The sequence below is a fragment of the Streptomyces sp. NPDC055025 genome (genome assembly GCF_053608565.1).
On sequence record NZ_JBSGVS010000047.1, the window covers coordinates 37,562 to 51,343 of the forward strand.

At 72.4% G+C, this 13,782-nt stretch carries 8 protein-coding genes; 5 read left to right on the top strand and 3 right to left on the bottom strand.

What is annotated here, in order from left to right; genetic code table 11:
- Positions 1 to 2: 2 nt before the first annotated feature.
- On the bottom strand, positions 3 to 3,269 hold the full coding sequence (locus ACWGDX_RS26675) for a BTAD domain-containing putative transcriptional regulator (protein ID WP_453629500.1): 3,267 nt from the start codon (positions 3,267 to 3,269) through the stop codon (positions 3 to 5).
- A 171-nt stretch (positions 3,270 to 3,440) separates the two neighbouring features.
- Between ACWGDX_RS26675 and ACWGDX_RS26680 the strand changes: the two genes are divergently transcribed.
- The 4 genes from ACWGDX_RS26680 to ACWGDX_RS26695 all read left to right on the top strand — a co-directional run bounded on the left by ACWGDX_RS26680 (position 3,441) and on the right by ACWGDX_RS26695 (position 8,665).
- A complete protein-coding gene (locus ACWGDX_RS26680; protein WP_453629502.1) occupies positions 3,441 to 4,052 on the top strand; it encodes an NADPH-dependent FMN reductase in 612 nt (203 codons plus the stop codon).
- A 27-nt stretch (positions 4,053 to 4,079) separates the two neighbouring features.
- Positions 4,080 to 4,874, top strand: a complete 795-nt coding sequence (locus tag ACWGDX_RS26685) for a thioesterase II family protein (RefSeq protein ID WP_453629504.1) — start codon at positions 4,080 to 4,082, stop codon at positions 4,872 to 4,874.
- Positions 4,875 to 5,407: 533 nt separating this feature from the next.
- A complete protein-coding gene (locus tag ACWGDX_RS26690; protein ID WP_453629506.1) occupies positions 5,408 to 7,930 on the top strand; it encodes a BTAD domain-containing putative transcriptional regulator in 2,523 nt (840 codons plus the stop codon).
- 45 nt (positions 7,931 to 7,975) lie between these two features.
- Positions 7,976 to 8,665: a hypothetical protein gene (locus ACWGDX_RS26695; RefSeq protein WP_453629508.1), complete on the top strand. Its 690-nt coding sequence runs from the start codon at positions 7,976 to 7,978 to the stop codon at positions 8,663 to 8,665.
- Between the two features lie 164 nt (positions 8,666 to 8,829).
- Here the strand turns inward: ACWGDX_RS26695 and ACWGDX_RS26700 are convergent, their stop codons facing one another.
- Together ACWGDX_RS26700 and ACWGDX_RS26705 are read right to left on the bottom strand one after the other, a co-directional pair.
- Positions 8,830 to 11,043, bottom strand: coding sequence for a BTAD domain-containing putative transcriptional regulator (locus ACWGDX_RS26700; protein ID WP_453629510.1), 2,214 nt, complete (start codon positions 11,041 to 11,043; stop codon positions 8,830 to 8,832).
- Between the two features lie 174 nt (positions 11,044 to 11,217).
- Positions 11,218 to 12,849, bottom strand: a complete 1,632-nt coding sequence (locus ACWGDX_RS26705; RefSeq protein WP_453629512.1) for an aspartate aminotransferase family protein — start codon at positions 12,847 to 12,849, stop codon at positions 11,218 to 11,220.
- Between the two features lie 193 nt (positions 12,850 to 13,042).
- Between ACWGDX_RS26705 and ACWGDX_RS26710 the strand changes: the two genes are divergently transcribed.
- Positions 13,043 to 13,591 (top strand): flavin reductase family protein, encoded by a 549-nt coding sequence (locus ACWGDX_RS26710; protein WP_363083851.1) that lies wholly within the window; start codon positions 13,043 to 13,045, stop codon positions 13,589 to 13,591.
- Positions 13,592 to 13,782 lie beyond the last annotated feature (191 nt).

The window sequence follows — 13,782 nt, forward strand, 5'->3', positions numbered from 1 at the left end:
CGTCAGGTCGTGCGCCGGGAATCCGCCAGGAACTTCTCCTCCTCGTCCGCCGCGGCCTCGTGGTCCCTCGCGGCCCCGGCCTCCAGCCCGGCCCGGAACGCGTCCTCGCCGAGGCTCGCGCGGATGCGCGCGGAGATCCGCTCCACATCCCCGCGCTCGGCCGGTGGCAGCGGCGCACCCGACAGTGTCCTGGTCTGTGCCGCGGTCCCCAGCAGCCGGGCCGCCCGGGTGGGCCGGCCCGAGAGCGAGTGCGCCCCGGCGAGCCCCTCCAGCGCCAGCGCCACGGCCCGTGAATCACCCGTCACCCGGGCGGTGGCCAGACAGTCCTGGTGCAGGGCGAGCGCCGCCTCGGCGTCGCCCCGCTGCTCGGCGACGAATCCCAGCTCGGCCAGGACCAGGGCGAGTCCGGTGAAGGCGCCCCGGCTGCGGTTCCACTCGCGCCACGGCCGCAGATGCTCCTCCGCCGCGTTCAGCCGGCCCTGACGCCGGGCGGCCAGCGCGAGCCCCAGCTCGGCGAACTGCTCCACCGGCCGGTTCCCCTGGTCGACCGCCAGCCGCAGGGCCCGCTCATGGAGTTCGTCCGCCTCCGTCAGCCGTTCCGCCAGCAGGGCGATCCGGCCCAGCCCCGAGAGCTTGCGTGACACCTCGGACCACAGCTCCAGGGATTCGGCGATACGCAGTCCCTCCCGGTGCAGCCCCGCCGCCAGTTCGTAGTCGGCGTTGATCTCCGCGAGGACGCTCAGCACCTCCGTCGCCTTGAGCTGCCCCCACGCGTCTCCCAGGCTGATGAACTGGCCGCGGGCCTCCAGGGCGTTGCCCCGCATCGCCTCCAGATTGCCCCTCGCCATCGCGAGAGCGGCCCGGGTGCTCAGCGCCGCCGCCACACCCCAGGCGTCGCGCAGGGCCCGGAAGTCGGTCAGCGCCCCGTTCATCCGCTGCTCGCCGGCCGTCAGCGCGCCCAGGCTCCACTCGGCGAACCCGAGGAACCACTCCGCCCTGGCCCGGCCCACCGTCCGCTCGGGCCGGTCCTCGTCCGGCTGGGCCCCGGGGTCCGTCCCGCTCTCGCCCAGCAGCATGCCGAGCCCGGTGTGCCAGGTCCTCGCCTCGGCCCGCTCGGCCGCCGGCGCCTGCCCCTCCGTGGCGAGGGCGGTCGCCAGCGCCCGGCACCCCTCACCGAGCCTGCCGCGCAGAAACCAGTACCAGGTCAGGGCATTGGCCAGCCGCAGCGCCCACCGCGCCGAGCCGGTACGCCGTGCCTCGTCCAGGGCCCGCTGGAAGTTGGCGGATTCCGCGTCCAGGAGCTGGAGCCAGCGGCGCTGGTCGCGGCCGTGCAGATGCGGCCGGGCCCGTTCGGCCAGCTCCGCGTAGTACCGCAGATGGCGACGGGCCAGCTCCGCGGTCTCGCCCAGCTCATGGGTCTTGCGCTGGGCGTAGGCGGCGACGGATTCCAGCAGCCGGTAGCGGGGCAGGGAGGGGCACTCCACCCTGATCACCAGGGAGCGGTCCACCAGCCGGGCCAGGATGTCCAGCACCTCGTCGGCGCAGACCCCGGTGCCCTCGCACAGTTCCTCGACGGCCTCCAGCGTGCAGCCCTCGGCGTGCACGGCGAGTCCGCGCAGAAGCGTCTGCTCCTGCGGGCTGAGCAGGCTCCAGCTCCAGTCGATGGTCGCCTGGAGCGTCTGCTGACGCTGCGGTGCGCCGCGGTAGCCGCTGTTCAGTACGCGGAAGCGGTCGTCGAGCCGGTCCAGCAACTCCTGGGCGCCGAGGGTCCGTATCCGGGTGGCCGCCAGCTCCAGGGCCAGCGGCAGTCCGTCCAGCCGCCGGCAGATGTCCGTCACCTTGCGGATGGTGACGGCGTCGAGGACGAAACCCGGGTCCACGGACCGGGCCCGCGCCGCGAACAGCTGGACCGCGCTGGAGCGTCGCAGCGCGGCCGTGTCGCTGTCCGGCGGCGGCAGACCGAGCGGCGGCACCGGCCAGATCGTCTCGCCCGGTATCCGGAGCCGCTCCTGACTGGTCGTCATCAGCTTGACGTACGGGGCGGCTTCGAGCAGCGAGATGACCAGTTCGGCCACCGCGTCGACCACATGCTCACAGTTGTCCAGGACCAGCAGGAGCCGACGGGTGGCCAGCGTCCGGGCCAGCCGCCGCACGGAGCCGCCCGCGGACTCGGCCCCGAAGGCCGCGGCGCCGGAGTCCTCCCGGATTCCCATCACCGCCATCACATGCTCGGCGACCACCCCCGGACCGGCGGGCCGCTCGGCGCCACCGAGTCCCGCGAGTTCCACGAGCCAGACACCGTCGGGGAATTCACCGTCCAGCTCGCGGGCGGTGGCCGTGGCGAGCCGGGTCTTGCCCACCCCGCCAGGACCGGTGAGGGTCACCAGCCGGCGGTCCCGTACCAACTGCTGCACCTCGGCGAGCGCCTCGTCCCGTCCCACCAGGGAGTTGACCCCGGCGGGCAGATTGGTGCGGGACCGGGTGCCGGGGATGGCGTTCGACGCGCCCGTGGTGTCCTGGAGTCCGGGATCCTGGCGGAGTATCGCCTGCTGGAGCGTCTCGATGGCGGGGCCGGGGGACAGCCCCAGCTCCTGGTCGAGCCGCCGCCGTAATTCCGTGTAGCTGTCGAGGGCCTCCGAGGAACGGCCGACCCGGTAGAGGGACCGCATCTGTACCGCCCGCAGCCGCTCCCGCAGCGGATGGGCGGCCACGAGGGTGGTGAGTTCACCGATCAGCGTGCTGTGCTCACCGAGTTCGAGACGGGCCTCCGCGTGCTCCTCGACGGCGGTGAGGCGCTCCTCCTCCAGACTGGCGACCGCGACCCGTACGAAGGGCTCGTCCGCGAAGTCGGCGAACGCCGGTCCCCGCCAGAGCGCCAGAGCGTCCGTCAGCACGGCGGCCTTCGCCCGCGGGTCCTCGATCGTACGGGCGCGTACCACCAGGGTCCGGAAACGGTCGGCGTCCACCGACTTGTCCGGTGCCTTGAGCGCGTACCCGGGAGCCCGGTGCACGATCAGCTCCCGGCTGCCGGGCTCGGCCTCCTCCAGCGCGCGCCGCAACTGGGAGACCTTCGCCTGGAGGGCTCCGAGGGGGTTGGCGGGAAGTGTCGAACCGCCCCACAGGTCCTCGACGAGCCTGTCGGCGGGCACCACACGCCCGTTGTGGGCGAGCAGATCGGCGAGCAGGGCTCGGACCTTCACCTCGGGTACACGTACCAACCTCTCCTTGGTCGCCCACACCTCCAGCGGTCCCAGCACCCCGAATTGCATGCGCCCCAGCCTAACTCAGCCAGTCCACAGAGATGGGGGTTTTCGCAGGTCACGCCAGTACCAAGGGGCTGCCCGAGATAGCCCGAAGCGGACCCGAAGGAAATCCGAAGGCATATGCCGCAGAGTGATTTCCGGCAGCGACGCGAGCACGGCGAAGGGAATGGGACTCTGATGGGGGACACGGACCGACTGCGCCTGGTGATCATCATCGGCAGCGTCAGGAAGGGCCGGTTCGGGCCCGTCGCCGCGGAGTGGCTCGCATCGAGGGCGCGGCTGCGCGACGATTTCGACATCGATGTCATCGATCTCGCCACCGCCTGGCTGCCGGATGTGATGTCCACCGAACTCTCGGCCCGCAAACCGCAGGCGGTACAGGACCTGGCGCCGTGGCTGGCCGCGGCCGACGCGTTCGTGGTGGTCACACCCGAGTACAAGCAGAGCTTTCCCGCCTCCCTGAAGAGCGCCATCGACTGGTACGACGAGGAGTGGCACGCCAAGCCGGTCGGATTCCTCTCCTACGGCGGGGCGTCGAGCGGTCTGTGTGCCGTCGCCCAGTTACGGCAGGTCTTCGCCGAGGCCCATGCCGTGACGGTCCGGGAGACCGTCAGCTTCCACGACTACCAACAGCGCTTCGACGCGCACGGCCGGCCCGTGGACATCGAGGCCGGTCACGAGGCCGCCCGCGCCATGCTCGACCGGCTCGGCTGGTGGGCCCGCGCACTGCGCCAGGCGCGCGCGGTCGAACCGTACGAACGTGCCGCCGACCTTTGCCCAGGAGAGTGACCCGTGCAGAGCGGAGGGAGAAGCGTCATGGACAGCAAGTGGTTCAGGCGGTACGACCGGGCGGGTTCCGGTGACACGCGGACGGGCTCCGGTGACGCGGACCGTCCCAGGCTGATCTGTTTCCCGCACGCGGGCGGCGCGGCCAGTGCCTACGCCGGTCTGTCGCGCCTGCTGGCGCCGCACCTCGATGTGTTCGCCGTGCAGTACCCCGGCCGGCAGGACCGCAGACACGAGACCCCGGAGCGCGGGATCACCCCACTGGCCGGGCGTATCGCCCAGCGGCTGATCGAAGGGACCACCGGGCCGTACGCCCTCTTCGGGCACAGTATGGGCGCGCTCGTCGCCTATGAGACCGCCCGCGCGCTCCAGCGGTGCGGCGCGCCCGGACCGCTGAGGCTCCTCCTCTCGGGCCGAGGTGTCCCGGGCGCGGCGGCCGACCCGCACGACCGGCTCGACGGCGACGGGGCGATCCTGGCCGCCGTCCGGCGCCTCGGCGGCACCGACGCCACCGTGCTGGACGATCCGGAGCTGGTCGCCATGGCGCTTCCCCCGCTGCGGGCCGACTACGGCGCGCTGGCGTCCTACCGCTGGACTCCGGATCCCGTGCTGAACACCCCCGTCAGCGTCTTCGTCGGGGCCGACGATCCGGTGGTCCCGGTCTCGTCGGCGCGGGCGTGGGGCGAACGCACCGCGCTGGAGAGCGAGACACTCGTCTTCCCCGGCGGTCACTTCTATCTGGGCGGTCAACTCGACAAGGTGGCCGAGGCGATCGTGGACCGGGTGGCGGTCCGGCCGGCGGGCCGGGACGCGCTGCGGAGGTAGCGCCGTCCCGCGCGCGGGGGCGGGGCACCTGCCGTCCTGTGCGGAGGGAGGGCCGGGTGGACGATCGGCCGTGTGCCGGGCGTACGGGGCCGGTTCGGGCGGGCGGCATGACGGGCGTGCGGGCCCGTGCCGCGGGTGGGGCGCACTTCTTCGGGAGCGCCCCGGCGCTGGGACGGGCGGAATTTACAACGGTGGAATTTACAACGGTGTGAAGACCGCCGGAAGCGGGGAGCGTACCGGGGCTCCCGCGTGAGCCCGGCCGGGTCCGGCGGGGTCCGGCCGGGTCCGGCGGGGTCCGGCCAGGTCCGGCCGGGTCTGGCGGGGTTCGGCCGGGTCCGGCGGGGTCCGGTCCGTCAACCGGGATCCGCCGTAACCGGTCCTGTACCTCCGGGAGGACGGGGACGGCCACCGGCACCCCGGTCCGACCACCGCGGACCGGGTCGTGGCAGTGCGGCCTCCGTACTCGTCGAATCAGCGCACACTTTACCCATGAGGGGACAAGCGTGGAGTTCAGGATTCTGGGTCCGTTAGAGGTGTCGTTCCGAAACGAGGCGGTACCGCTGGGGGGCTTCAAACAGCGTGCGGCGCTGGGGCTCTTGCTGCTGCGGGCGAACCGCGTGGTGGCCACCAGCGAGATGCTGGCCGCCCTGTGGCCGGAGGAGGAACTGCCGGCGACCGCCCGGAAGATCGTGCAGAACGCCGTATGGGGCCTGCGGGCCGTACTCTCCGAACCACCCGGCCACCGCGGTCCCCTGGAGGGCGAACGTCCCGAACTGCTGACCCAGGCGCCCGGATACATCCTGCGCGTCGATCCCGAGCGGCTCGACGTGAACCGTTTCGACCGGCAGGTCGCCGAGGGCCGGGCCCGGCTGTTCGCCGGGGACGCCGAGCGTGCGGCGCGTCTGCTGCGCGAGGCCCTCGGCGAGTGGCGCGGACCCGCCCTGGCCGATCTCGCCGAACACGGCGTCACCTGGCCGGAGTTGACCGCGCTGGGCCAGCTCCGGCTGGATGTCATGGAGGACCGCTTCGAAGCGGAACTGCTGTGCGGTCGCCATCAGGCCGTCCTGGGTGAACTTGTCTCGCTGGTCGCCGCGGAACCACTGCGGGAGCGTCTGTGCAGACAGCTCATGCTCGCCCTGTACCGCTGCGGCCGGCAGGCCGAGGCCCTCAGCGTGTTCACCCGTGTGCGGCGCGCGCTGGTCGAGGAGTACGGTCTGGAGCCCTCGCGTGATCTCCAGCTCCTCCAGAAGAGCATCCTCACCCATGATCCGACCCTGGTGGCGCCCGTGGGCGCGGGGGCCGAGCGGATCGTGCTCGCGAACGTGCGCCCGCTGCACGGCGGTCCGCCGCCGGGACCCGGCGAGGCGGTACGGCAGGATCCCCGGGCGGATGAGGAGCGCCGGCCGGAGGACGAACGCGGCCGGGCCGTGCCGGAACAGCGGCGGGAGGGCCGGCGCCACCTGACGGCACAGGAACAGCGGCTGAGGCAGGAGCCTCGGTCGGGACAGGAGCAGCGAACGGGGCAGGAACTTCGCCCGGGGCAGGAGCCTCGGCCGGGACAGGAACACCGGCCGGGACAGGAACACCGGCCGGTCACGCAGTCGGCCGGCCCCGGCAGATCCGACGGGGGCAGACCCGGGACGGGCGGACGCGAGGCGGACCGGTCCGAGGCGGCCGGAACCCCGGGCAGAATCCCGGCCAGAACCCCGGGCGGACCGGTGGCCGAACGGCGGCAGGTCAGCGTGGTGCTGGTGCGCACCGGATTCACCGGTGAGGCCGCCGCGCTCGGGAGCGACCGGATCGCCCTGTCGCTCCATGACGCGGTGAGCGCGTTCTCCGAGGGGGTGGAGGAGTTCGGCGGTACGGTCGTCGGCTCGCTCGGATATGTGTCCGTCGCCCTGTTCGGTCTGCGGGAGGACCGGCCGACGGCGTCGCTGGACGCGGTGGCGGCGGCGCTCGCCGTACGTGACCGGCTCAACCGGATGTCCGGACCCACCTTCCACGCGGTCGTGATCGCGGGCTCGGCGCTGGTCCGCCACGACCCCCACGACCCGGCCGCGCCCGTCACGGTGGTCGGCCGGCTGCTCGACGACGCCCAGACCCTGCTGACCGCCGTACCGCCGGGCGAGGTCTACGTCAGCGGCGACGCGGCACGTGTCACCGAGGTACGGATGCGGCACCGCCCGGTGGTGAGTCTGGAGGCGGACCCCCAGGTGCCGCGACAGCGCACGCGCGGCGAGATCCACGACATGCCGCTCGGCACGCGGGAGGAGCCGGCCGGCCGCGAACACGAACTCGCCGTCGTCTCCAACCTGCTGGACCGCTCCCGCAGTCATGAGGCACCGCACCTGGTGACGATCCTCGGCGAACAGGGCGTCGGCAAGACATGGTTCCTGGAGGAGTTCGAACGCCGGGCCTCCTCGCGGTCCGCGCAGGTGCGCGTGGTCAGGGTGAGCGCGGCGGAGAGCGCCGACAACGGGCCCCGGCTGGCCCGTGACATCCTGGCCGCCTGCTGCGGGCTGCCGGCCGGGGCGGGCGTGGACAGCCGCTTCGCCGAGGCGGTGCGCAGGCTGGCCGGGCACGGTCCGACCGCCGAACGTCTGCTGCACAGCCTGCTTCCGCTGATGGGCCCGGCCGCGAAGGTCGCCAGCCACGACGAGGTCCACGAGAGCTGGATCGAACTGGTGACGTTCTCGGCGCGCGAGCGGCCCCTGGTCCTCTGCTTCGACGACATCCACCGGTCCGAGGACTCGGTGCTGGACTGCATCGAGAGACTGGTCGCCACGGCCCGGCCCGCGCCGTTGTTCGTGGTCGCCTCCGCCCGGCCGGAGCTGCTGGAACGCCGGCCCTTCTGGGGCAGCGGGCAGCGTCACACCGGGACCCTGACACTCGACCGGCTGCCGGAACGGCGGGGGGACCTGCTCGCGCGCTTCGTCGGCAGGCAGACGGCGGCCGAGGGCCCGGTGTACGCGGACGGTCCCGTACGCCAGGGGGTGCGCCGGGGCCGGGCACTCACCGGTCATGAACCGTTCGTGGCCAGGCACGCGGAGCGATGACCGCCGAATGGAGCGTCTGAGCACGGGACTTGCTTCCCTGAAAGCATGGATGACAACAGCCTCCCACCGTCCCCCGCCCACCGGCCCGCGAAGAGCGCCGATCTGGCCCTGGCCGCTCTCGTGGGAAGGGAGTTCGTCGAAGCGCTCGACGCGGGACTGCGCCGGGCTCGGGCCACCGACCGGCGCCGGACGCGACCGGTGCTCCCGTCCCCGTCCCCGGCCGTGTCCGAGGCCGCCGCCCCGCACCGGCGGCCGGACCCCGCACCCGGGGCGGAGCCCGTGCCCCGGACGGACCCGGCGCCTCGGACGGATCCCCGGACGGCCCCCCGGACGGACCCCCGGCCGGACCCGGCCGTCGCGCTGCTCAGACGGCACGCCCCCGCGATCCTCCGGGGCTTCGAGACCGCGCTGCCGGTGGTCGGCATCCCCGGGGGTGCGCCGCGTCGCGTGTCGCGGCTCTCGCTCACCGTCTGGGCCCGGGGGGTTCTGCGTACCGCCATGAGCCTCGACGAGCGGGCCACCGGCAGAACACCGCCGCCCGCCGCGGACCAGCAGGTGATCGCGGCGGCCCTGCTGATGGAGTGCGCGGCCACGGCGCTGCCGGCCGGACACCCGGCGTGCACGGAGGCGATCGGTGCGCTGGCCCGCGCGATCCGCACCCTGCGAACCGATTTGGCGACGGCCCCGGCGACGGCCCGTTCCGCCCCGGCGCCGGTCTCCGCCCGGCGGTCGTGACCGTCGACGAGGCCGGACATCCGCACGCGGGCGGTCCACCGTCCGCGCGGCGGCACCGGCGCGCACCGGCCTCCGCCGCACCGAGGAACGGCACCGCAGCGACAAACGGCACCGCACCGAGGAACGGCACCGCAGTGATGACGGCACCGCTTCGGCGGCACGCTCTAGGCGACGTCCGCGCTGCCGTCCGGGACGAGCAGCGACTTCAGCAGCCGGTCCAGCGCGTCACCGTCGACGGGGGCGAGGCTGATGGTCATGGTGTGCTGACGGCCGCCCGCCCAGTCGGGGCGGCGTTCGAGCAGGGGGGCGCGGGCGCCGACGACGTTCAGCAGGGGGACGTCGGCGCAACTGTCGGTGAGATGCTCGACCGTCTCCAGAAGGATGTCGTCGGCATGGTGCAGGTCGTCCCAGATGAGCACCAGCAGTTCCTCGCGCGCCGCCCTGGTGAGGAAGTCCCGCCAGGCCGCGAGCACTTCGTCGGTGAAGGGCGCGCGGTGCGAGTGGGGGACCGCGGCGATCAGGGGGTGCAGCAGGGACAGCATCGTCCGCGCGCCGTCCGCCCGGCCGCCGGCGAGCGGCAGCAGCGCGGTCTCGGCCTTGTGGAGCGCCGTGTCCTCCGAGTCCTGGTCGGTGATCCCGCAGTACGTGGCGAACATCTCCGAGGGCACGGCCAGCGGGCTGCCGGTGCCCGGACGCGGAACCGTGCCCGCCAGCACCCGTACGGCGTCGGGTTCGGCCGCGACCCGGCGCTGGAACTCCATCAGCAGCCGTGTCTTGCCGAATCCGGACTCGCCCAGCACCGTGATCAGATGCGGTATCGAACGCTGCCGGGTACGCCGCAACAGGCCGCGCATCAGGTCCAGTTCGCATTCGCGCTCGCCGCCGTACGCCACACAGCGGTCCTCGGCGCCGCCGACCGTCCGTACCTGCCAGTTCGAGGGGGACGTCCGTACATGGCGGTAGGTGATGTGCGGTTCGGTCAGCCGGCGGGTCTCGCCGCACACCTGGACCTCACCGGCCGGTGTCCGGTCCAGCATGTCCTGGCAGATGTCGACCGGATCGCCGCCGATCAACGGCCGGACGGCGCCCGCCACGGTCCAGTTGGTCACCACGGCCTCGCCGGTGGTGACCGCCGCGTGCACATCGAGGCCGCGCACCATGGGAGCGGCCAGGGCGAGCGGGCCCGCCGGAACACTGAGACAGTCCCTGATCGTGATGCCGGCGCGCACCGCGCGGCTCGCGCCGCCCGCCCGCTCCGGGGAGTGCGCGAAGTAGCCGAGCTGGACGGAGCCGATCGACGCCGCCGCCAGCCCGCCGAACTCCTCGATCTTCTCGCGGGCGAGCTGGGAGACCGCGTCGAGCACCCGGTCGATGTCCTTCGGTGACAGATGGTCGAACTCCGCGCCGAGCTGGAAGCGGAGCATCAGGATGGTGGCCGGCTCACGGGGGGTCAGCGGTTCCTGACGGGGGGTCACCGGCGTTTCGGCCGCCCCGGAGGCCTCCGCGGGGGCGAGGCCGGGACCGGTGGTGTCCGCCGCCTCGTGCGCGCCGCCCTCCTCCGGAGCCTGGACGGCCGCGGCGCGCCTGCCGCCGTCCGCCGCGGCGGCCGGGACGGGCGCCGCGGCCGCGCGGGCGTGTTCACGGCGCGTCGCCATCTCCGCCGGCAGGTCGAGCGACGGGTCCTGGGTGAGGACCGACTGCTGGAGCCGCTGCATCTGACGGCCCGGTTCCAGACCGAGGCCCCCGACGAGAGCCGCGCGCACCCGGTTGTAGACGCCCAGCGCCTCGGCCTGTCTGCCGCATCGGTACAGCGCGATCATGAGCTGCTGCGAGGCCCGCTCCCGCAGCGGCTCGGCCTCCACGAACGCCTCCAGCTCGCGCAGTACGGCGTGGTGTCCGCCGCAGGCCAGCTCCGCCTCGAAACGGTCCTCCATGACATCGAGGCGCTTCTCCTGCACAGCGGTGAGCTGGGGCCAGGCCGTGCCGTCCTCCACCAGATCGGCGAGTGCGACGCCCTGCCACAGGGACAGGGCGTCGCCCAGCACCCGGCTGGCGGTGAGCGGATCGTCCGCCGTCAGCGCCGCGCGCCCCTCGGCCACCCGCCGCTGGAAGACGAGCAGATCGACCTGGTCGGGCCTGACCCGGAGCATGTAGCCGGGGGCACGTGTCACCAACTCCGGGGCGCCCAGCGGGCCCGCGGCCTGGGCGAGCGCGCGGCGCAGTCGCCAGACCGCGTTCTGCAGGATCTTCCGCGCGGTCATGGGCGCGCGGTCCGTCGGCCACAGGGCGTCGAGCAGCTGACTGGTGGGCACGACCCGGTTGGCGTGCAGCAGCAGGAAGCCGAGTGCCGCCCGCTGCCGGGTCCCACCGAGTTCCACCGACCCGGCGTCGGTCTGGACTTCCAGTGGGCCTAAGAGCCGAAATCGCATGAATCTCCCCGCTTGAAACCCCGCACGCTACAAACCCTTGATCACCTGTGTCAAAGATTGGTCGAATCGGCCATCTCGGACGTTTGGGCGTCGGAGTGCGGGGGCGAGCCACGCGGCGCCCGCTCAGTGGGCGGGGGCGCCCGTGAGACGTTCACCGGCATGGTCCCTCATGATTCCGCAGATGTCCCGGAGCCCGCGCTCCAGTTGGGATATCTGCGTGTCGGAGAGTTGGAGGGACGGTTCGAAACGAAGGGTGTGCAGAGCGCTCGCGGTCGGGAAGGTACGGATGTCGTGCCGGTGCAGCAGATGCCCGGCGAGTACATAGCCGAAGAGCCCGCCGGCCGCCGCGTTCCGCAGGATCGGAGAGGAGGAGCCCGACTGGTCGTGGAACTCCATACCGAGCATGAGGCCCTTGCCCCGGACGTCCTTGACCACGTCGGGGAAGTCCTCGCGCACCGACGTCAGCGCGGCACGCAGCGCCTCGCCCCGCTCCACGGCCCGCCGGTAGGCGGAGCCGCCGTCCGCCTCCAGCAGTTCGAGGACCTTGAGCGCGATATGACAGGAGAAGCTGTCCTTGGCGAAGGTCGAACTGTGGACGATCTCGAACTCCTTGCGGTACCGGGCCTGACGCACCAGCATCACCGATGTCTTGGCGATCCCGCCGCCCAGCGTCTTGGCCAGGGTGTAGTAGTCGCCGCGCAGGCCGATCTGAGAACTGGCCAGCAGGGTTCCGGTCCGGCCCATACCGCTCTGGATCTCGTCGACGACCACCGGGCAGTCGACCGACTCGCAGAACCGCTGGATCTCCGCGGCGAATTCGGGCGAGAGGACCTGGATTCCGCCCTCGCCCTGGATCGGCTCCACCAGGAAGGCGCAGAACGCCGGGAATTCGCGCTCCGTCACCTCCACGCGGCCGTCGGAGACGGTCACGTCCCAGACCGTGCGCCGTTCCTCGGAGTGGATCTCTTTGAGCGCGTCGGGCCGCTCCCGGGGTACGAACCTGGCCTGCGCCGCGAGTGACTTGAAGGGGGTGCGGTATGCCTCGTTGTGTGTCAGCTGCACACTCGCCGCGAGCTTTCCGTGGAAACCGCCCTCCAGGGAGAGGAACAGCGGGGGCCGCGAGAGCTGTTCGGCATTCCGGCGCGTCAGTTCCGCGGCGAGCGTGTCGAAATTCCCGTCGGCCGCGGGTCCGGTGATACCGAGGCGGGTGTATGTCCGGGCCGTGACCGCCGCCGTACCGGCCGCCACCGCCTCACGGGCGTTCTCGGTGTGCGCGGCCAGCTCCTCCTGGAGCGCCGCCAGCCGCATGACCCGGTCCAGTTCGGCGTGTTTGACCGCGGCTTCGACGGCTTCCGCCCCGGTGTTGGCGAAGATGGCGAAGTACGGCTCGTCGGTGCCGAGTTCCCGGTGGATGATCCGGTTGAGTCCGGCCGCGAGACGGTTGGCGTAGGGGTGCCGGGAGAACTGCGCGTGTACGGGGGTTCCCGCCGCCAGCAGCTCCGTGGCGCGCGCGATGATTTCCGGGTGGTTGTGGCCGAGCAGGACGGATCCGTAACCGCCGGCGAAGTCCACCACCGGTATCTCGGTGCCGTCCTCGCCGAGCCGGAAGAGCGTATTGTCCTCGGCCCGCACATATTCGACGGCGAGTCCCGCGGTGCCCAGCACCTCGCGCAGATACGGCTCGGCGAGTTCAGGCCCGGTGGACCCTGTCTCGGTGGACGCTTGCTCGGGTGACAGGGAGTCTGTGTGATCCATGGGCACAGAGTGCGCCCGCGGGGTAAACCGGCAGTCATCGCGGAGTCACCCGGCCGGCAACGGAGTGGGGAGGGACCGCGGTTACCCGACGGTGGAGGCCCGTCGATGAGCCGCCGGTACGTTGATGAACCGCCGGCCCGTGTCTCGAATCGTAACGGGCCGAGCGTGCCCCAACGAATTCGGAGAAGGTGGCATGAATTCCGCGTCCGCTGAACTCGACTCCTCAGCTTCCCACTCCGAGCCGCGCTGGGTGGGTCCCGGCCGGCTGAGGGAAGTGATGTCCCGTTTCGCGACCGGCGTCACGGTGATCACCGTGGGCCGGGAGCATCTGCACGCCATGACGGCGAATGCCTTCAGCTCTCTGTCGCTCGAACCGCCCTCGGTGCTGTGCAGTGTGGGGCACGGCGCGGTGATGCATCAGGCGCTGACCTCCGCGGGCCGGTTCGCCGTGAATATCCTCGACGCCGAACAGGAGCCCCTCGCACGGCATTTCGCCGACAAGAACCGGACCCTGGGGGCCGCGCAGTTCGACGGCGTCGAGTGGCGGCCCGGTGAGCACACGGGAGCGCCGCTGCTGGCCGGCTCACTGGCCTGGGTGGAGTGCGAGCTGACCGCGGCGCACTCGTTCGGCGACCACACCATTTTCATCGGGACGGTGCTGGAGGCCGGCCGCGGTGGTGACGGTCCGGGGCTGCTCTTCGTCAATGGCGCCTTCGGCCGCCCGGAGCTGTCGGTCCGCTGAACGACCGGGCCCCCGGCGGCGACGGCGTCCGCCGGGGGCGGGGGATCGTGAGCCCCGTACCCCGTACCCCGTACCCCGGAATCCGTACCCTGTACCCCGGAATCCGGGATCTCTCCCGGAATGGATGAGTCATCATCATCGGCGTGGCGGACGGCGGCACGTAACACGGTGGCAGGAAAATTAACGCGCCG

Bases quoted from the DNA above. Each gene is read 5' to 3' on its own strand.
- ACWGDX_RS26675 (WP_453629500.1), bottom strand. From the start codon at position 3,269: ATGCAATTCGGGGTGCTGGGACCGCTGGAGGTGTGGGCGACCAAGGAG.
- ACWGDX_RS26680 (WP_453629502.1), top strand. From the start codon at position 3,441: ATGGGGGACACGGACCGACTGCGCCTGGTGATCATCATCGGCAGCGTC.
- ACWGDX_RS26685 (WP_453629504.1), top strand. From the start codon at position 4,080: ATGGACAGCAAGTGGTTCAGGCGGTACGACCGGGCGGGTTCCGGTGAC.
- ACWGDX_RS26695 (WP_453629508.1), top strand. From the start codon at position 7,976: ATGGATGACAACAGCCTCCCACCGTCCCCCGCCCACCGGCCCGCGAAG.
- ACWGDX_RS26705 (WP_453629512.1), bottom strand. From the start codon at position 12,849: ATGGATCACACAGACTCCCTGTCACCCGAGCAAGCGTCCACCGAGACA.
- ACWGDX_RS26710 (WP_363083851.1), top strand. From the start codon at position 13,043: ATGAATTCCGCGTCCGCTGAACTCGACTCCTCAGCTTCCCACTCCGAG.